The sequence below is a fragment of the Pseudomonas sp. P4_B4 genome (assembly GCF_056402255.1).
The window spans coordinates 198,931-216,585 of sequence record NZ_JBFUHS010000004.1 but is presented as its reverse complement, the minus strand read 5'-3'; the positions used below and the strand labels follow the sequence as shown (position 1 = coordinate 216,585).

Here is a 17,655-nt window from a genome sequence, read left to right as displayed (position 1 = left end):
GCACAAGGCACCATTTTGTTGCGCCATATTTCATGGGGCGCCTCCTGTTGGTGCACAAACCCAGGCAATAACCGCTTCCTGCCTGCGAATCCTTGCGGCACAGCCTTTGCAACTCTCGTGACGACCTCACGACAAGCACTGACTATGACTCTTCCCGCATCTGGCGCCTTGTTTACCCCCAGCTGGCACGCCGAACTGGAGCTGGGTTACGCCCGCTTCGACGGCTGCACGCGCCCGGTCCTGCGTCGCCACCTGGGCCCACTGCGCGTGCAAAAACACCTGTATGCCGAAGGGCCGGAAGTCTGCCAGCACATCATCGTCCACCCGCCCGGCGGAATTGCCGGCGGTGATCGTCTGGACATCTCGGCCAGCGTCGAGCGCGATGCCTGGGCACAAATCACCAGCCCCGGCGCGGCCAAGTGGTATCGCGCCGCCGGCCCCGCCTATCAGCAGCTGAAGTTGAAGGTGGCGGCCGGTGCGACACTGGAATGGCTGCCCCAGGAGACAATCATTTTCAGCGCTGCCCAGGCTGAACTCAGCACTGGCATCGAGCTTGAAGGCGATGCGCGACTGTTCTACTGGGACGTCTTGGCTTTGGGCCGTCCGGCCAGTGGCGAGCGCTTCGATCTTGGGCACTTCCAGGCGCAACTGGATATCCACCGCGACGGCCAGTTGCTCTGGCATGAACGCCAGCGCATTGTCGGGGCGGACGGTTTGCTGGACTCGCCCATCGGGCTAGATGGGCAACCGGTGTTTGCGACATTGCTGGTGACCGGGGAAATCGATAGCGGACTGCTGGAGCGCTGCCGCTCGCTGCCCAACGACGTGCGCGGGGATCTGACCCAGCTGCCGGGGTTGCTGGTTGCACGGTGCCTGGCCAGTGAAGCGTTGTTGGCGCGGGGATGGCTGATTGATTTGTGGCGATTGCTTAGGCCTGCGCTGCTTGGCCGCGAAGCAATACCTCCAAGAATATGGAACACCTGAATCATGCTTTTCTGTGCAAGCAGATCCAACACTTTTTTAATCTGCCCTGATGGATGTCTACGATGGACCTGACCCCACGCGAAAAAGACAAGCTGCTGATCTTCACCGCCGGCCTGGTGGCCGAGCGGCGTTTGGCTCGCGGTGTGAAGCTCAATTACCCGGAGGCCATGGCCTACATTTCTGCCGCGCTGCTTGAAGGCGCCCGTGACGGCCAGACCGTGGCCGACCTGATGCACCTGGGCACCACCCTGCTGACCCGCGAACAAGTGATGGAAGGCATCCCGGAAATGATCCCGGAAATCCAGGTCGAGGCCACGTTCCCCGACGGCACTAAACTGGTCACCGTCCACCAACCCATCGCCTGAGGCCGCGCCATGACTTACCACATCCGCGATGCCGTGCATGCCGATCTGCCAGCCATCCGCGACATCTACAACGACGCGGTGCTCAACACCACGGCGATCTGGAACGAACAGGCGGTCGACCTCGGCAACCGCCAGGCCTGGTTCAGCGCCCGACAATCCCAGAGTTATCCGATTCTGGTGATTGTCGATGCCGACGACACGGTGCTCGGGTACGCCTCGTTCGGCGACTGGCGACCCTTCGACGGTTTCCGCCACACCGTCGAGCACTCGGTCTACGTGCGCAGCGACCAGCGCGGCAACGGCCTCGGCCCGCAACTGATGGAAGCGCTGATTGAACGCGCCAAAGGCTGCGGCAAGCACGTGATGGTCGCAGCCATCGAAAGCGGTAACGCCGCCTCCATTCGCTTGCATGAGCGCATCGGCTTTATCACCACCGGGCAAATGCCGCAGGTCGGCACCAAATTCGGTCGCTGGCTGGACCTGACCTTCATGCAACTGACCCTCAATCCTGGCGCGCAACCACCCGCCGCCAACAAGGAGTGATCGCCCATGAACCCCGCCCAACTGCGACGCGTCAACGTCGAAAGCTTTGCGCATTATCGCCAGGGCCTGATCGATCTGCTGCTCGATGCCGTCGGTTATGGCGCCAGCGTCGGCTTTATGGCTGACCTCGATTCCACCCAGGCCCACGCCTATTTCGATGAAGTCCAGGACAACCTGAACAAGGGCAATGTGTTGCTGTGGGTGGTGGTCAATGACGAACAGGTGCAGGCCAGCGTACAGCTGAATCTGTGCCAGAAAGCCAACGGCCTGAACCGGGCCGAAGTGCAGAAGCTGCTGGTGCGCGAACATGCGCGGCGTCGCGGTCTGGGCCAGCAACTGATGAGCGCGCTGGAGGCGGCCGCCCTGCAGCACAAGCGCGGCATGCTTTACCTCGACACCGAGGCCGGCTCGCCCGCCGAAGACTTCTACCGATCACTGGGCTATACCCGCGCCGGTGAGATTCCCGACTACGCCTGCGACCCGAGCGGCCGCTACAAGCCGACCGCCCTGTACTACAAGATTCTCCAAGGAGCCCATTGATGATTCCCGGTGAATACCAGATCCAGCCCGGCGAGATCGAACTCAACGTCGGTCGGCGCACGATCAGTCTGAAAGTGGCCAACAGTGGTGATCGGCCGATCCAGGTCGGCTCGCATTACCACTTTTTCGAAACCAACGATGCCCTGACGTTCGATCGCGCCGCCAGCCGCGGCATGCGCTTGAACATCCCCGCCGGCACCGCGGTGCGCTTCGAACCGGGGCAGAGCCGCGAGGTGGAGTTGGTGGATTTGGCGGGGCATCGTCGGGTGTTCGGCTTTGCCGGCAGGATCATGGGTGATCTCTGAGGAGCAGCCACAAGCTGCAAGCCACAAGCTGCAAGAAAAAAGCAGTTTTGCGGCACTCACAATTTTGCTTTTACTTGAGGCTTGCAGCTTGAAGCTTGCAGCTCAGTTCCGAGGAACGAGGAAATGAAAATCAGCCGTCAAGCCTACGCCGAAATGTTCGGTCCCACTGTCGGTGACAAGGTGCGCCTGGCCGATACCGAGTTGTGGATCGAAGTGGAGCAGGACTTCACCACCTACGGCGAAGAAGTGAAATTCGGTGGCGGTAAAGTCATCCGTGACGGCCAGGGTCAGAGCCAGTTGCTCTCCGCCGAGGTGGTCGACACGCTGATCACCAACGCGCTGATCATCGATCACTGGGGCATCATCAAGGCCGACGTCGGTCTCAAGGACGGGCGCATCGCGGCGATCGGCAAGGCCGGCAATCCGGACATCCAGCCCAACGTCAACATCGCCATTGGCGCCAGCACCGAAGTCATCGCTGGCGAAGGCATGATCCTCACCGCTGGCGGCATCGACACCCACATTCACTTCATCTGCCCGCAGCAGATCGAAGAGGCGTTGATGAGCGGCGTCACCACCATGATCGGTGGCGGCACCGGACCGGCTACCGGCACCAATGCGACCACATGCACCTCCGGGCCGTGGCACCTGGCGCGCATGCTTCAGGCCGCCGATGCGTTTGCGATGAACATCGGCCTGACTGGCAAAGGTAACGCCAGCCTGCCCGAGCCGTTGATCGAGCAGGTCAAGGCCGGAGCCATCGGCCTCAAGTTGCATGAGGACTGGGGTACCACGCCAGCGAGCATCGACAACTGCCTGAATGTAGCCGACCGGTTCGACGTGCAGGTGGCGATCCACACCGACACCCTCAACGAATCCGGTTTCGTCGAGACCACCCTCGCCGCCTTCAAGGGCCGCACCATTCACACCTATCACACCGAAGGTGCCGGTGGCGGTCACGCGCCGGACATCATCAAGGCCTGCGGTTTTGCCAACGTGCTGCCCAGCTCCACCAACCCGACCCGGCCGTTCACCCGCAACACCATTGATGAACACCTCGACATGCTGATGGTCTGCCACCACCTCGACCCGAGCATTGCCGAGGATGTGGCCTTCGCCGAAAGCCGCATCCGCCGCGAGACGATTGCCGCCGAAGACATCCTCCATGACCTCGGTGCGTTCTCGATGATCAGCTCCGACAGTCAGGCCATGGGGCGGGTCGGTGAAGTCATCACCCGCACCTGGCAGACTGCCGACAAGATGAAAAAACAACGCGGGCCACTGCCCGGCGATGGTCAAGGCAACGACAACTTCCGCGCCAAACGCTACATCGCCAAGTACACCATCAACCCGGCGATCACCCACGGCATCAGCCATGAAGTGGGTTCGGTGGAAGTAGGCAAATGGGCGGACCTGGTGCTCTGGCGCCCGGCGTTTTTTGGCGTGAAGCCGACGCTGATTCTCAAGGGCGGAGCCATCGCGGCCAGCCTGATGGGCGACGCCAATGCCTCGATCCCGACGCCACAACCGGTGCACTACCGCCCGATGTTCGCCAGCTTCGGCGGCTCGCTGCACGCCACCAGCTTGACCTTCATCAGCCAGGCCGCACAGGATGCAGGCTTGCCCGAAGCCCTGGGCTTGAAGAAAAAAATCGCCGTGGTCAAAGGCTGCCGTGACGTGCAGAAAACCGACCTGATTCACAACGACTACCTGCCGAACATCGACGTTGATCCGCAGACCTACCAGGTCAAGGCCGACGGTGTGTTGCTATGGTGTGAGCCGGCGCAAACCTTGCCGATGGCCCAGCGTTACTTCCTGTTCTAATCCGGCAACCACGACACGAGCAAAGGCCTCGCACACCCTGTGTCGAGGCCTTTGTTTTTTCCGTGGTTACTGAGTGGATTCAATCCGCAGCCGATCCAGCCTGGCCCGATTCATCGCTTCCCGTGTCAGTTTTTTCAGCAACTGCGTAATCTGCAGATCGATGTCATCCAAGGCTTGAACATATTCCTCGTCAGTCATCAGCCTGCCATCGGCAAAGTCAGTTTCACTTTTGCCCAATTCACTGCACAGCCCTTTGATTTGCGCCTCCACCGCAGCCTTTTCCTCGGTGCTCAACCCCGCACCTTCAGCCCTGCGCTGCAACGCATCCTGCAAATCGATGGTGGCGTCAATCCGGCGTTTCAAGCCGTTCAACTCCTCGCGGTAAGTCGACTCCAGCCAGGTTTTCCAGAGCGGTTGCTCGAAGATCCGGTCGATCAGCAGGTCACCTTCCTCCAGCGCCTTGATCCGCTGGAACGCTGCCTCGATCATCTCTTTGCTGACCTCGGCGATGCTGCGAAACTGCATGCCCCGTGCCTGCCACGGCAAATCCAGGCGCTCCGCCAGATCGGTCATGTAGGCCAGGTGCACTTCCACTTCATCGATGGTGCCGGTCACTTCGCCATCGGCGTCGTAACGGCGAAACCGCTCTCCCTTTGCCAACCGCTCTGACACCCGGCGACGGGCAATGGCAGCGAGTTCATCGAGCCGGGACTTGCCCAGGGCCAGTTCCAGCAACTGTGTTTCGATCAGGTCCGCACGCTCCAGGGCGTAAGCTTCGTGGACCAACACCTGCACGCCCATGGCATTGAACAGTTGCGTAACGCCATCCACGCATTCGGTGGGTGTTGCAGCTTCGTTGAACAACTTGATGCGCAGTTCACTGTCACGGGCCATGGCTTCGAGCATGCGCCAGACCTTGGCCGTCAGTTCTGTCTGATAGGTCCCACCGGCCTTGAAGTCAGCGGAATTTGTGAGTTTGTCGAGTTCATTGAAAAACGGCATTGAATTGAACTCATCCTCGACCGCGTCCCAGACTTCCTGCTTTTTCTGCCATTCTTGCTCGGACATACCCGTCCCCCATTCCGCGCTATCGATTACGCCACGGGGCGGATAAGGACGCTCCGGGTCCATGCCGACCGACTCGATGTAAGACTTGAGGAAATCGAGATTCTCCGGCGAGATCCAGCGCGGGGACCGACTGATCACGGTGCGCGCCAATAGCTCTGCGCGAAATGAACCGGGCGCGACCTCGGGTATCCGGCTGATCGGATTATCGCTCAGATCAAGATAGATACTGCGCGGCCGCGGTTGCGAAAACAGCCCGACAGGCCAGCTGTCCAGTCCCGTTTCGCCCAGCAACAGCACCTGCAAATGCGGCATTCGGCTGATGTTCGGAATGAGCTTCAGCGGGTTGCCGCGCAAGCGCAGGAACATCATGCGCGTCAGATTCTTCAGGCGATCGACCGCCACAACATCCAGTTCAATGTTATTGCCGTCAAGAAACAGGTGAGTGAGATGACGCATGTCCTTCATTGCCTGCGGAAGCGCCGTCAGCAGATTGTCTTGCAGGTTGAGGTAACGCACCTGATGGAACGAGTCCAGGAACGACAGGTGCCCGGAACGCAACTGCCCACCGCGCAGGCTCAGGCTGGTGACGTGATCAAAGTTGGCCTCCAGCTTCGGCAGGGTTTCCAGCAGTCGGCTCAGCCTGGGAATGTTGTCCAGTCTCAACGCCTGTGGTCGCACTACGCTGGAGGCCTCGATGCCCTCAGGCCCGGTGCGCTGCCAGCATTGCCTGAGCGCTTTGTAGATATTGTTCCGCGCATGCCACTCCGCCACGCCCGCCGGGGTAAAACGAGAGGACTGCGTCGGCGAGTTCATCCAGCGTTGCAGGGTGCGGTTCAACTGATTGAACTCGGTCTCGAGCACGGCCAGTCGTTCATGCACCGCACCTTCGCCCTGGCTGAACTGCGCCAGCAGCGTCTCGACCTCCTCCGAGGTAAAATCCGGATACAGTGCCTGAGCCCGGCGCCGCAGCCCCATGCCATGCGGTGCTTGCCGGGCATAGCCACGCATGCCGCCGCGCAGGCGCATGCCGGTCGGATCGTAGGTCGGCTTGTAATTCGGGTTGTCCCGCAGAATCGGCTCAAACACCTGACGATCCAGGGGGCGTGCCTTAATCGCTTGCTCCAGTCGCGCAGCCTCGTTGATGCCGAAGCCCAGGGTTGTTCGCTGTGAATCCGGAAACGCATGCAGCACCGCGGCATACAGATTGTCCGCGCCGTGCAGGTGTTGATCGCTGTCGTCCCGCGCTTGGTATTTGCCATCCTCATCCAGGATCAGCACTTTGCGGATCGGCGCGTCGACGGGGCCCAGACTGTCGGTCAACGCTCCCCCGAATGAATACTCACGAACCTCCAGGCGCAAATCCGTCGGCCAGCCTGGCAGGGCCGCCAGGGAGTGCAACTTCAGGCGCGCGGTGTCAGCACTGTGCAAGGCGTCGAGGTAAAGTCCCTCATAGGCCCGTGTCACCCGCAATTGCTCGGCGGCCTTCCTCGCTTGTTCAGCCAGCCGCAAAGGCACGCGTTTTTTTTCGCTCAGGTGTTGCACGTCCGAGGGGTGCGCCTCACCCAGCAGTTCTTGCGCCTGGCTGATCGATATCTCTGCAAAATCCTCCTTGAGCAGATTCACCAAAGGATCGTCCGAACGGGTCCAATGACTGTACAGGAGGTCGAACAACTGCCGCTTGCGCCGGCCCACCTGTGCCGCCCATTGCTCGCGCAATGCTTGCGCACGCTTCTGCGCGTCACCGGATAACCATTCGGGGAGCAGTTCGCGAAGCGCCTGTTCGTCAAGGAACCCCACCACGCGCTCGGGCAGCGCCCCCGCCAGCAGGTAAGATCTGGTCATCTGCAACGTGTTGGCCAGTGACGCCTGGGCATAGCCGTTCTTGATCGACGCCCCCGTCAGTCCCGGCCCCTGGAAGACTTCTATAGCCTTGTCGCCGGACCAGCCGCCCATTTCGGTCATGGATCGCACGGCGTAATCGGCCCATTCCTCGCCGATCCGGTTGGCCATAATCTGCTCTGCGCAGGCTTGCGCATCAGCATGGGCCTTGAAGCGCTTGAGGGTATCGGCCAACAGAGCGGGAGGGGTCTGCTGTTCGACGTGAAGCCGGCGCAGCACATTTTCGTGCACGCCACTGGCGGTCAGAATCTGCTCCAGGGTTTCATCGGAGAATCCATCCACCGAAGCGCCCAGACGCCTGAGTATTTGCCCCTTGTCCCATTCGAGCGGTTGGTCGAGTTCCGTCTTCCAACTGCCGGCACCGTTGTGCTCCAGCAGCGGCTGATAGGCATCGGCGCGAGTCGCGTGTTGAAGCCGGTGCCGGCCGGTGTCCGGGTCTTGCCTGACTGCGTAGCATTTGTCATCGAGCCGCAGCAGGTCCTGATCCTGATGACGGTACAGCCCTGTGTCACTGGCCTTCGCCCCATCGGGCAACACGACCGGTTGTTCATAGGGAGCGAGGTCAGGGTTCCACAAACGCTCTTTGCCGCCGACCTCCACGGGTTTGAGGCCCTCGACAAACGGCGACACCTTGATCGGCGCGACACCGGTGCCGGGCAGCACATGTCCGGCGCCCATGAGTGCCAATTGCGCGAAGTTGATCAAGACCCCGTTGAAATAGGCAGAGGCTTGCTCCTTGTCACCCTTGCTCCAGTCCTCGACGCCTTCGGCCACCTCGGCGAGCATCTGCGCGACCATGATGCCGAGCATGGCTTCGCCCAAGCCGGGCACCAGCATTGCGGCGAAATTGAACAGGTTCCAGCCAATTGACAGGTAACTGGTCAGGCGTTTGAAGCGTGCATTGGCATCTTCATCGCCGGTCGGTACAGCGATGAGCCTGGCATCGGCGATGGCCTTGTCGCGGCGCTGCAGAAACAGCGCCACCCACAGATCACCCGTCATCTGGTTGGTGATGGGCTCTGCATCGGGGTTTTCAACCGCTGCTTCACGCCACCACGGGCCCATGTCGAGCGGCTCGCGCTCGTGCCAGGTGAAGGTCGTGAGACGCTCGTTGACCCGGGCGAAAAACAGCCCTTTGTCCTTCTGCGCGACGAAGCGGCTGAAAAAGGCCTGGTAATCGGCATTTCTCAACTGACCGATCAGCGTTTTCATGAACGCGGTCAGCGACGGATACTCCTTGAGGGGATGCTCCGGATCATCCGGGACATAGGCGATCAACGGACCGGTCAATCGGCTCTGTTGATATATATCTTCGCGGCGCAACAGCTCATCGCTCAGCCCCTGCGGTCCGTTGGCAAAGAAGGCTTGCAGCAGTTTGAATCGATCATATTCCTGGCCCGGCAGTACAGGGATGCGGCGCGACCAGTCTATCCAGAACCTCAACAGGGCCGGCGTCAACGCTTCAACTTCGCGCTTTACTTGCGATGGCTCAATGACTGCACTGAACAACACGATGCCAGTCATTCGAAAGCCCATCAGCGACAACCGATGACACTGCAACGGCTGGTCGTACAGCGTGATATCTGCCCGGCCCTCACGCACCTGGCCCAATTTTCCGTAGGCATGGTCACTGATATCACCCTTCAATCGGGCAATCAGCGCGGCCACATGAAGGGCCGCCTTTTCACTGGCCACCGAATTCCGTTGCAAGGTTCGCTGTGCCTGTGGGGTTTCGGACAACAGGACGGACTTGATGTGTCGCTGGTATTGCCCGCCGATGTCCAGGCTTCGGCACAAGGCTGCAAACGCAGGGAGGGTGATGGCCGTTTCAAGACTGAGACTGCCCCGACTGTCCTTGCGGTAAATACCGGAGCTGCTGCGCAACGCGCCAGGTGCCGTTTCGTCTTCTTCGAAATTGTGCAGCGCTGCTTCCAGTAACGTGGATCGGCGGACACGACTGGCCCCGGTATCGATGCCGAAAATGATCGTGCTCGGCACCTCGAGCTGTACGGTGAGCCCGTTGATGTTCTCGACCGTGTTGAATTTCGACTGCAAAGCCGTTTTGAGCAACGGTTCGGCGAAGGCATTGATGTCATGTTGCAAGTCGCCCAGGGTCTGGTCCAGTACGCCTTGCAAACGCCAGCGCTCATCCATCAACTGCTTGAGGTATTGACGGTCGATTTCCCGCGCGCCGCTATACCACTCGGGCATTTGCGGCTCGAGCGCCAGCAGGGACTTCAGCCTCGCCAGCGGCGCATTCTTGATGGCAGCGGGGATCACGTCGTTTGTTCGACGGTAATGTTTCCCGTGACTATCGATGGACACTCCGCCCGGGATTTCTTGTGAATTGCTTCCATGCAAATCAGACACTTTTGAATCACCTTGATGACAGGAAAAGAACCACCAGCTTATTCACCTACACCTGAAACAAAAGTCCAAATAGCTGCTTGGCCGGCCCCCTGAAAAGGCTCCGGAGGATCGAAAATCAGGGAGCCAAAAACATATATCTACCGCCATCGGCATGTCCGCCTGTGCCTCGGCATGAGCGGTCGTGTTTTTTTCGGCAAAGGGACTACTACCAGGGGACGATCGAGGTCAGTTCCCGTGAGATTGATGGCACGACGTTTACCGTGGTGTTGCCGAGGAAGCTTTAAGCGCTTTTGTGGCGAGGGGGCTTGCCCCCGTTCGAGCGCGCAGCGGTCGCAGAATCGGTGAAAGCGGTGTGTCAGACGATTACGGTGATTGGCTTTTGGGGCTGCTTCGCAGCCCAGCGGGAGCAAGCTCCCTCACCACAGGTTGGGTGCCACTCTTTGAGTTACTCCACCACCAACCGCCCCAATCGCTGCTTGAGCATGCGGTTCTCGGCCCGCAGTTGCTGGACTTCTTCGAGCAGGTCCAGCGCCAGGGCGACGCCTTCCCATTCCAGGTCAAGGTCGCGCCGCAGCTTGGCGGCGCGCTTGGCCAGGGTCAGCTCGTAGTCGTTGAAAACCCAGTCCTTGGGCTGAGCACCCTGAGGTTCGAGGATGCCGTGTTCGACGATTTCGATCACGTAGACGTCCGACAGCTCGGCCGCCTCACAGAATTCTGCCATGTCCAGTTGAACGATCAGGGGACTGCTCATAGTCAGTGACTCCTTGGTTCTAAGGGATCAAAAATGCTCCCGCGGGTCGAATGCGGCTTTTTTCGCCAGCTCCTGCCACAGGGCCTTGATGTCATCGTCGGATTTCTTCGGCATCACGGCCTTCAGTTGCACGAACAGGTAACCGCGCTCACCGGCCTTGTTCATCAGGCCGTGGCCCTTGGCCCGCATGCGCTGGCCGTTCTGGCTGCCGGCCGGGACCTTGAGGTTGATCTTGCCGGTCAGGGTCGGCACGGCGACTTCGGCGCCCAGCGCCAGCTCCCACGGTGCCAGTGGCAAGGTGATGATCAGGTTCTCGCCTTCGACGTCGAATTTCGGGTGCGGTGCAAAACGGATCGTCAGGTACAGGTCGCCATTGGCCCCGCCACCCACACCCGGAGCGCCCTGCCCCTTGAGGCGAATGCGCTCGCCGTCACTCACACCGGCCGGAATCTTCACGTTCAGGCTTTTGCTGGTGTTGCTCACGTGCTGGCCGGCCGCGTTGTACTGCGGTACCTGGAAGGTGACCTTCTTCGATTCGGTCGACAGTGTTTCTTCGAGAAAAACCCCAAGTTCCATTTCCACGTCCTGCCCTCGACGTCCGGTGCTGCGACGTGACTCTCCACCCCCACTGAAACCAGGCCCACGGTTGCCGAAGATCGAACTGAAAAAGTCCGAGAAATCGCCCGTGTCCTGGCCACCACCACCGAAACCGCCACGGCTTTGCCAGCCCGGTGGTCCCTGGAACGGCTGGCCGTGCTGGCCATAGCGGCGCAAGTCATCGTATTCGGCGCGCTTGTCGGCGCTTTTCAGCGCTTCATAAGCTTCCGAGGCGTCCTTGAACTTCGCCTCGGCATCCTTTTCCTTGCTGACGTCGGGGTGGTATTTGCGCGCCAGCTTGCGATAGGCGGCCTTGATCGCCTTATCGTCTGCGGTCGGCTCCACACCGAGAATCTTGTAATAGTCTTTGAAGTCCATCGCGGGAATCACCATCCGTTATCAAATCGCGCCACGGGCCACAGCATGCGCTTGTTTGCAGCCATTGGTTTGACCGATCTCAAATTTGTGACCGGGCGGCGCGGCAGAAGTTTATCGGCAGCCGGCGGGGCTTCTTGCAAGCACTCCCGCGGCTGTCCGGTTGATGCAGGGTAGTTTGGGGGTAATGGTTCGTCTTTCAAGGATCATCAGGCGAGATTTAGCAGATAACCGGCCTTCGAATCTGGCGCGCACTGGCATACACTGCGCGGCCGTTTTTTAACCGGAACCTGAAAGACATGAACAACGCATCTCCAGCCCGTGCCTTGGGTATCGACTTTGGCACGTCCAACTCCACTGTCGGCTGGCTGCGCCCCGGCGTGGAAACGCTGATCGCGCTGGAGGACGACAAGATCACCCTGCCGTCGGTGGTCTTCTTCAATATCGAAGAACGCCGCCCGGTGTACGGCCGGCTGGCGCTGCACGAATACCTGGAAGGCTATGAAGGCCGCCTGATGCGCTCGCTCAAGAGCCTGCTGGGTTCCAAGCTGATCAAGCACGACACCAGCGTCCTGGGTACGGCGATGCCGTTCAAGGACCTGCTCGGGTTGTTCATCGGCCAGCTCAAGAGCCGTGCCGAAGCCGCCGCCGGTCGGGAATTCGAAGAGGTGGTGCTGGGTCGGCCGGTGTTTTTTGTCGATGATGACCCGATGGCCGACAAAGAAGCCGAAGACACCCTGGTAGACGTGGCGCGCAAGATCGGCTTCAAGGAAGTCTCGTTCCAGTACGAGCCGATTGCCGCTGCGTTCGACTACGAGTCGACCATCGAGAAAGAAGAGTTGGTACTGATCGTCGACATCGGCGGTGGTACCTCCGACTTCTCGCTGGTGCGCCTGTCGCCGGAGCGTCGGGGTGTGGATAACCGCCACGAGGACATCCTCGCCACTGGCGGTGTGCACATCGGCGGAACCGACTTCGACAAACAGCTCAGCCTGCAAGGCCTGATGCCGCTGTTCGGCTACGGCAGCCGCATGAAGAGCGGCGCCTACATGCCGACCAGTCACCACATGAACCTGGCGACCTGGCACACCATCAACTCGGTGTACTCGCAAAAGTCGCAACTGGCCCTGGGCAGCATGCGCTACGACATCGAAGACACTGGCGGCATCGACCGCCTGTTCAAGCTGATCGAACAGCGCGCCGGGCACTGGCTGGCCATGGAAGTGGAAGAAACCAAGATCCAGCTTACCCACGCCGAGAGCCGCCACGTGCCGCTGGACCGCATTGAAGCGGGCCTGAGCGTGGACCTGAGCCGTGCACTGTTCGAGTCGGCCATCGACAGCCTGCTGGAGCGGGTGCGCAACAGCGTCACCCAATTGCTGGCGGACGCCGATGTGCGGGTCGATCAGGTGGATACGGTTTTCTTTACCGGCGGTTCGAGCGGGATTCCGGCGCTGCGCAACAGTGTTTCGGCGATGTTGCCGAATGCGCGGCATGTGGAAGGGAATATTTTTGGCAGTATCGGTAGCGGTCTGGCGATCGAGGCTGCAAAACGCTACGGCTGAGGAGCAGCTGCAAGCTTCAAGTAAAAGCAGGGCGGCGCTTGTTCTTGGCTTTTACTTGCAGCTTGAAGCTTGAAGCTTGTGGCTGCCGTCAGACCATCCCCACTTGCTTCAACTCACTCTTCAGATACGCGTAGTAAATCGGCCCCGCCACCACCCCCGGCAGGCCGAACGCGGCCTCGAACACCAGCATCGCCAGCAGCAACTCCCACGACTTGGCACTGATCTGCCCGCCGACGATGCGCGCGTTGAGGAAGTATTCGAGCTTGTGGATAAAAATCAGGTAACCCAGCGCCGCCACAGCGACCCAGATCGACAACGACAAACCGACGATGGTGATCAGGGTGTTCGACATCAGGTTGCCGATCACCGGCAGCAGGCCGAGCAGGAACGTCAGCACGATCAGGGTTTTGGTCAACGGCAGCTTGATGCCGAACATCGGCAGCACCACCGCCAGGAAAATCCCGGTGAAGAAGGTGTTGAGCAGGGAAATCTTGATCTGGGCGAACACAATGTTGCGAAACGCCTGGACCAACAGGTGCAGGCGATCGAACAGCGCCGCCGCCAGCGGTTTGCGCTTGGTCAGATCCGGCACGCGCTGCAAGGCGATGATCGCGCCGAGCACCATGCCGATCAGCAGCGTCACGAACATGTGCGCCGCATCCTTGCCCACCAGTTGCAAATCACTGAGGTGCTTGCTCACCCACTCGCCAATCGCTACACGAAACTCCGCGGCACTGGCAGGCAGGTAAGCGTCGATGAACGGTGGCAGTTGTCCGCGCGCGCGGTCGACCACGCCCATGAATTTATCGAGGGAAGCGCCGGGGTTCTCTGCTTCGTGCAGCAGGAAGCTGATGGCACCGGCGAAGATCAGCGTCAGCACACTGACGATCAACGTCCCCAGCAAGGCCACGGCGAGCCAGCGCGCGCGCCGGCCTTCGATCAGCCGTTGCAGTTGCGGGGTGAGCATGTTGACCAGCTCGAAGACCAGCAATCCGGCCAGCAGACTGGGTAACAGACGCAACGGCAACACCAGCAACAAACCGCCAAAGATAATGACCCAGCTGATGACCAGCAAAACTTGACGCTGAGAAAACGTTGGCATACAGCCTCAAAAACGAACGGCGTAAAAAGGATTGGCAGTCTGCCAGCGATCCGGTGCGAGCACTAGGGATTGTGTGGGGCGACCTTAGTGGGGTGGCAGCTCGAGTGCGGGCCCCATCGCGGATCGTCGTACACATATCTGAAAATCGCCATCAATCAAATGTGGGAGCGGGCTTGCTCGCGAAGGCGTCGTGTCAGTCAACTTCAATGCTGTTTGAGGCACCGCTTTCGCGAGCAAGCCCGCTCCCACACTCGACTTAGTTGATCCCTGTGAATCATTTTTTCTTCAGGCAATCACTCATGAACGCCTTGCGCTCATCACCCTTGAGGGCTTTGGTGGCGGCGTCGGCGTTGCAGGTCTTCATCTTCTCTTGCTGTGGGGTCAAGGCCTTACCGACATCGTTTGCCGCCGGAGTCGCCTTCAGGCAGGTGCTCATGAATGCTTTGCGCTCGTCGCCCTTGAGGCTTTTAGCCGTAGCGTCGGCATTGCAGGTGGTCATCTTCTCTTGCTGGGCCGTGTTGGCGGCAAAGCCCTGGGAGCACAGCAGCAAACCGATCATCAACAAAGGGACACGCATCATCTTCATGGAGTTTTCTCCTGGTCGCCACACCGAGGGGCGCGGCCTTGTACTGGAGTGTAGACAACCCCTGTTACACCTTCCTGCTCTCCAGGTGGCTGCGGCGATACTGTTTTGGCGTACACCCGGCCTGGCGCTGGAACATCGCGATAAACGCCGAGCCGGTGCTGTAGCCCATGTCGAAGGCGATTTCCTGAATGCTGCGCTGGCTATCTAACGCTTCGATCGCCGCCAGAAAACGCAGGCGCTGGCGCCACTCACCGAAACTCATGCCCAGTTCCCGCACGAACTGCCGCGCCAGGGTGCGCTCGCTGACATGGATGCGTGCGGCCCATTCCGACAGGGGTCGGTTATCCCCAGGCTCGGCCTGCAATGCTTCGAGAATTCCGAGCAACCCGGGGCTGCTGGCATAGGGCAGGTAGCACTCGTGCACCGGAGCCTGTTGCAACTGGTCCACCAATACCTGGGCCAGACGCTGGTCGGCGGCCTGCTCGGGGATTTTCACGTCCCGCGCGGCGAAGTCCTTGAGGATTGCTTTGAGGATGTCGCTGATGGCCAGGGTGCAGGCTCGTGGCGGCAGATCGGCACACACCTTGGGTGCCAGGCACACGGCGCGGTAGTTGACCGGTTGGTGGCTGTAGAAACTGTGCTCGATCTGCGGCGGTACCCACACCGCGTATTGCGGTGGCGACATGAAGCGGCTGCCCTCGACGTCCATGTGCAACACACCGTGGGCTGCGTATTCCAGGGTCCCCCAGGAATGTCGATGGGGCGCGGCGTATTCGTGGGCGTCGAAATCGGCGTAGCGGAAGTACACCGCCGACGGCAGTTCGCTGAAATCCAGCAGGTCGATGTGTTTACTGCTCATGCTGTCCGTCATCAGGGGCGGGTTGTCTGGATCGAAGTATAGGCTTGCATCCAGACAAGCGGATAATTGCCCTTCATTAACGTTCTGGTTTTTCCCGATGCAATACGCTTATCCCCTGCTGGCCATTTTTATCTGGGCCGGCAACACCGTGATCACCAAAATGTCGGCCGGGGCGATCTTCCCCGCCGAGATCGGTTTCTACCGCTGGCTGCTGGCCGGGTTGCTGTTCACGCCCTTCATGCTCAAACCGGTGCTCGCCCATTGGCCGCTGATCCGCCCGAAACTGGGCAAGATCTTTGTCCTTGGTGTTCTCGGCATGGCGGTCTACCAAAGCCTGGCGTACTTCGCTGCGAGCCTGACCTCGGCCACCAACATGGGCATCATCCTGTCGCTGATGCCATTGATGTCGCTCGCCATGGCGATCATCAGCCTCGGCCAGCGCCTGACCATGGGGGCCTTGGCCGGTGCGGTGCTGTCATTCGCCGGTGTCCTGGTGGTGGTGTCGTCCGGCAGCCTTGGCGCATTGCTCGAACACGGGGTCAACCTGGGCGACGCGATGATGCTGATCGCCACCCTGGCCTACGCGGTCTACAGCACCCTGTTGAAAAAATGGCAGCTGAAACTGCCGCCGCTGGTGCTCCTGTATTTGCAGGTGCTGGTGGCCGTTGTGGTGCTGTTTCCGTTGTTCCTCGCCTCACCGAAAGTCGGCCCGACCCTGCAGAACATACCACTGGTGCTGTACGCCTGCCTGCTGGCTTCGATGGTCGCGCCGCTGGCGTGGATGCAGGCCGTGGTGCGGTTGGGGCCGAGCCGGACCACGCAGTTTTTCAACTTGCTGCCGCTGATTACCGCATTGATTGCGGCGGTGGTGCTGCATGAGCAGCTGGCGCTGTATCACCTGGTGGGCGGGGTGTTGACGTTGGGTGGGGTGATTGTTTCCGAGCGTTGGACGACGGTGTTGGGGCGCTCCTAGCTTTTTGTGGAGAGGGAGCTTGCTCCCTCTCCACAGGGCGGACTAAAGCCCAGCCGCATTCAACCGCGCCGCATGCTCGACAAACAAGCGGATCGGCTCGGCCCCCTTGCCCACCAGCCCCAGCGACTGGTTGACGATATCGAAGTGATCCAGCGGATACTCATCGCCAATCACCATGCCCAGATGCGAGCTGTAGCGCCCGACCATGCCGTCGCAATGCCCGGCTTCGCGGACGAAAGTTTTAGCGAACAGCCGGCAACTGCGGTTGGTGCCGTCCAGCAGATTGCGCCCGCGATCGGTAATGCCCGGTTGCAAAGTACCGGACCAGGAGTAATAGCGTACACCGTTGACCTCTTCCGGCCCGTGACCGCCCCAGGTGTCGGGCAGCCCCTGTGGGTAACGCTGGTTGAACAGCGCGACGCCTGCGCTGGTAAGGGAGTGATGGGACGCACGGATATCCACCGGCAGCTTCGGCCCGCGGTAACCGGTATCCAGCCACCCCATCAGCGCGCCGACCATCCGCAGCAAAAAGCACAGCAGACGACCGCGTACGCTGTCATGGGGATAATGCTCGTGCAGGTAATCGGCGAGCTCCGAACCGTGATTCGGCCCCGCCACCGAGGTCACCGATGCCACTAGGTCCGGGCGTTTGGCCGCTGCATAACGGGCGGTCAGCGAACCCTGGCTATGGCCGATCAGGTTGACCCTGGCGGCCCCGGTTTCCCGCAGGATTTCGTCGATGCGTGCCAGCAGTTGCTCGCCGCGCACTTCGTTCGAATTAAGCGGCGAGACCTGCACCGCGAACACCACCGCACCGCCGCGGCGCAGCGCCTCGACGATCCCGTACCAGTACGGATAAAGCACCAACCGGATGAACCCGAGCATTCCCGGGACCAACACCAACGGGTAGCGCGGGGCAAAACCTTGCGACATGGGCGGACATCCTTGT

At 60.5% G+C, this 17,655-nt stretch carries 15 protein-coding genes; 8 read left to right on the top strand and 7 right to left on the bottom strand.

Annotated features, from left to right (window positions below; genetic code table 11):
• Positions 1-144 precede the first annotated feature (144 nt).
• From AC1DVE_RS07250 to ureC, 6 genes are all read left to right on the top strand, one after another.
• The gene (locus tag AC1DVE_RS07250) at positions 145-984 is read left to right on the top strand and encodes an urease accessory protein UreD (RefSeq protein WP_477783858.1); all 840 of its coding nucleotides are present in this window, start codon (positions 145-147) and stop codon (positions 982-984) included.
• 62 nt (positions 985-1,046) lie between these two features.
• Positions 1,047-1,349 carry an urease subunit gamma gene (locus AC1DVE_RS07245; RefSeq protein ID WP_007999380.1) on the top strand — a complete coding sequence of 101 codons (303 nt, stop codon included), beginning with the start codon at positions 1,047-1,049 and terminating at the stop codon, positions 1,347-1,349.
• 9 nt (positions 1,350-1,358) lie between these two features.
• Complete coding sequence (locus tag AC1DVE_RS07240; protein ID WP_223461636.1) at positions 1,359-1,892, top strand: GNAT family N-acetyltransferase; 534 nt, start codon at positions 1,359-1,361, stop codon at positions 1,890-1,892.
• A 6-nt stretch (positions 1,893-1,898) separates the two neighbouring features.
• Positions 1,899-2,432, top strand: a complete 534-nt coding sequence (locus tag AC1DVE_RS07235; RefSeq protein ID WP_223461634.1) for a GNAT family N-acetyltransferase — start codon at positions 1,899-1,901, stop codon at positions 2,430-2,432.
• On the top strand, positions 2,432-2,737 hold the full coding sequence (locus AC1DVE_RS07230; protein ID WP_223461633.1) for an urease subunit beta: 306 nt from the start codon (positions 2,432-2,434) through the stop codon (positions 2,735-2,737). Before AC1DVE_RS07235 ends, AC1DVE_RS07230 begins: the two co-directional genes overlap by 1 nt.
• Positions 2,738-2,860: 123 nt before the next feature.
• Complete coding sequence (gene ureC, locus AC1DVE_RS07225; protein WP_223461631.1) at positions 2,861-4,561, top strand: urease subunit alpha; 1,701 nt, start codon at positions 2,861-2,863, stop codon at positions 4,559-4,561.
• Between the two features lie 66 nt (positions 4,562-4,627).
• On the opposite strand, the gene AC1DVE_RS07220 is transcribed toward ureC, so the two are convergent.
• From AC1DVE_RS07220 to AC1DVE_RS07210, 3 genes are all read right to left on the bottom strand, one after another.
• The gene (locus AC1DVE_RS07220) at positions 4,628-9,898 is read right to left on the bottom strand and encodes a dermonecrotic toxin domain-containing protein (protein ID WP_223535098.1); all 5,271 of its coding nucleotides are present in this window, start codon (positions 9,896-9,898) and stop codon (positions 4,628-4,630) included.
• Between the two features lie 445 nt (positions 9,899-10,343).
• Positions 10,344-10,649 (bottom strand): chaperone modulator CbpM, encoded by a 306-nt coding sequence (locus tag AC1DVE_RS07215; protein WP_223461628.1) that lies wholly within the window; start codon positions 10,647-10,649, stop codon positions 10,344-10,346.
• Between the two features lie 27 nt (positions 10,650-10,676).
• Positions 10,677-11,624, bottom strand: a complete 948-nt coding sequence (locus AC1DVE_RS07210) for a DnaJ C-terminal domain-containing protein (RefSeq protein ID WP_223461626.1) — start codon at positions 11,622-11,624, stop codon at positions 10,677-10,679.
• Positions 11,625-11,920: 296 nt separating this feature from the next.
• On the opposite strand from AC1DVE_RS07210, the gene AC1DVE_RS07205 reads away from it, so the two are divergent.
• Positions 11,921-13,186, top strand: a complete 1,266-nt coding sequence (locus AC1DVE_RS07205) for an Hsp70 family protein (RefSeq protein ID WP_223461624.1) — start codon at positions 11,921-11,923, stop codon at positions 13,184-13,186.
• A gap of 88 nt (positions 13,187-13,274) precedes the next feature.
• Here AC1DVE_RS07205 and AC1DVE_RS07200 read toward each other — a convergent pair whose 3' ends face one another.
• The 3 genes from AC1DVE_RS07200 to AC1DVE_RS07190 form a co-directional block, all read right to left on the bottom strand.
• Positions 13,275-14,288, bottom strand: coding sequence for an AI-2E family transporter (locus AC1DVE_RS07200; protein ID WP_223461622.1), 1,014 nt, complete (start codon positions 14,286-14,288; stop codon positions 13,275-13,277).
• A 274-nt stretch (positions 14,289-14,562) separates the two neighbouring features.
• Positions 14,563-14,874 carry a PsiF family protein gene (locus tag AC1DVE_RS07195; RefSeq protein WP_223461620.1) on the bottom strand — a complete coding sequence of 104 codons (312 nt, stop codon included), beginning with the start codon at positions 14,872-14,874 and terminating at the stop codon, positions 14,563-14,565.
• Between the two features lie 64 nt (positions 14,875-14,938).
• Positions 14,939-15,733, bottom strand: a complete 795-nt coding sequence (locus AC1DVE_RS07190) for an AraC family transcriptional regulator (protein ID WP_223461618.1) — start codon at positions 15,731-15,733, stop codon at positions 14,939-14,941.
• A gap of 97 nt (positions 15,734-15,830) precedes the next feature.
• Between AC1DVE_RS07190 and AC1DVE_RS07185 the strand changes: the two genes are divergently transcribed.
• Positions 15,831-16,706 carry a DMT family transporter gene (locus tag AC1DVE_RS07185; RefSeq protein ID WP_223461616.1) on the top strand — a complete coding sequence of 292 codons (876 nt, stop codon included), beginning with the start codon at positions 15,831-15,833 and terminating at the stop codon, positions 16,704-16,706.
• A 42-nt stretch (positions 16,707-16,748) separates the two neighbouring features.
• On the opposite strand, the gene AC1DVE_RS07180 is transcribed toward AC1DVE_RS07185, so the two are convergent.
• Positions 16,749-17,639, bottom strand: a complete 891-nt coding sequence (locus AC1DVE_RS07180) for an esterase/lipase family protein (protein WP_223461614.1) — start codon at positions 17,637-17,639, stop codon at positions 16,749-16,751.
• Positions 17,640-17,655: the final 16 nt, after the last annotated feature.

Bases quoted from the DNA above. Each gene is read 5' to 3' on its own strand.
- AC1DVE_RS07250 (WP_477783858.1), top strand. From the start codon at position 145: ATGACTCTTCCCGCATCTGGCGCCTTGTTTACCCCCAGCTGGCACGCC.
- AC1DVE_RS07245 (WP_007999380.1), top strand. From the start codon at position 1,047: ATGGACCTGACCCCACGCGAAAAAGACAAGCTGCTGATCTTCACCGCC.
- AC1DVE_RS07240 (WP_223461636.1), top strand. From the start codon at position 1,359: ATGACTTACCACATCCGCGATGCCGTGCATGCCGATCTGCCAGCCATC.
- AC1DVE_RS07235 (WP_223461634.1), top strand. From the start codon at position 1,899: ATGAACCCCGCCCAACTGCGACGCGTCAACGTCGAAAGCTTTGCGCAT.
- AC1DVE_RS07230 (WP_223461633.1), top strand. From the start codon at position 2,432: ATGATTCCCGGTGAATACCAGATCCAGCCCGGCGAGATCGAACTCAAC.
- ureC (WP_223461631.1), top strand. From the start codon at position 2,861: ATGAAAATCAGCCGTCAAGCCTACGCCGAAATGTTCGGTCCCACTGTC.
- AC1DVE_RS07215 (WP_223461628.1), bottom strand. From the start codon at position 10,649: ATGAGCAGTCCCCTGATCGTTCAACTGGACATGGCAGAATTCTGTGAG.
- AC1DVE_RS07210 (WP_223461626.1), bottom strand. From the start codon at position 11,624: ATGGACTTCAAAGACTATTACAAGATTCTCGGTGTGGAGCCGACCGCA.
- AC1DVE_RS07205 (WP_223461624.1), top strand. From the start codon at position 11,921: ATGAACAACGCATCTCCAGCCCGTGCCTTGGGTATCGACTTTGGCACG.
- AC1DVE_RS07200 (WP_223461622.1), bottom strand. From the start codon at position 14,288: ATGCCAACGTTTTCTCAGCGTCAAGTTTTGCTGGTCATCAGCTGGGTC.
- AC1DVE_RS07195 (WP_223461620.1), bottom strand. From the start codon at position 14,874: ATGAAGATGATGCGTGTCCCTTTGTTGATGATCGGTTTGCTGCTGTGC.
- AC1DVE_RS07190 (WP_223461618.1), bottom strand. From the start codon at position 15,733: ATGAGCAGTAAACACATCGACCTGCTGGATTTCAGCGAACTGCCGTCG.
- AC1DVE_RS07185 (WP_223461616.1), top strand. From the start codon at position 15,831: ATGCAATACGCTTATCCCCTGCTGGCCATTTTTATCTGGGCCGGCAAC.
- AC1DVE_RS07180 (WP_223461614.1), bottom strand. From the start codon at position 17,639: ATGTCGCAAGGTTTTGCCCCGCGCTACCCGTTGGTGTTGGTCCCGGGA.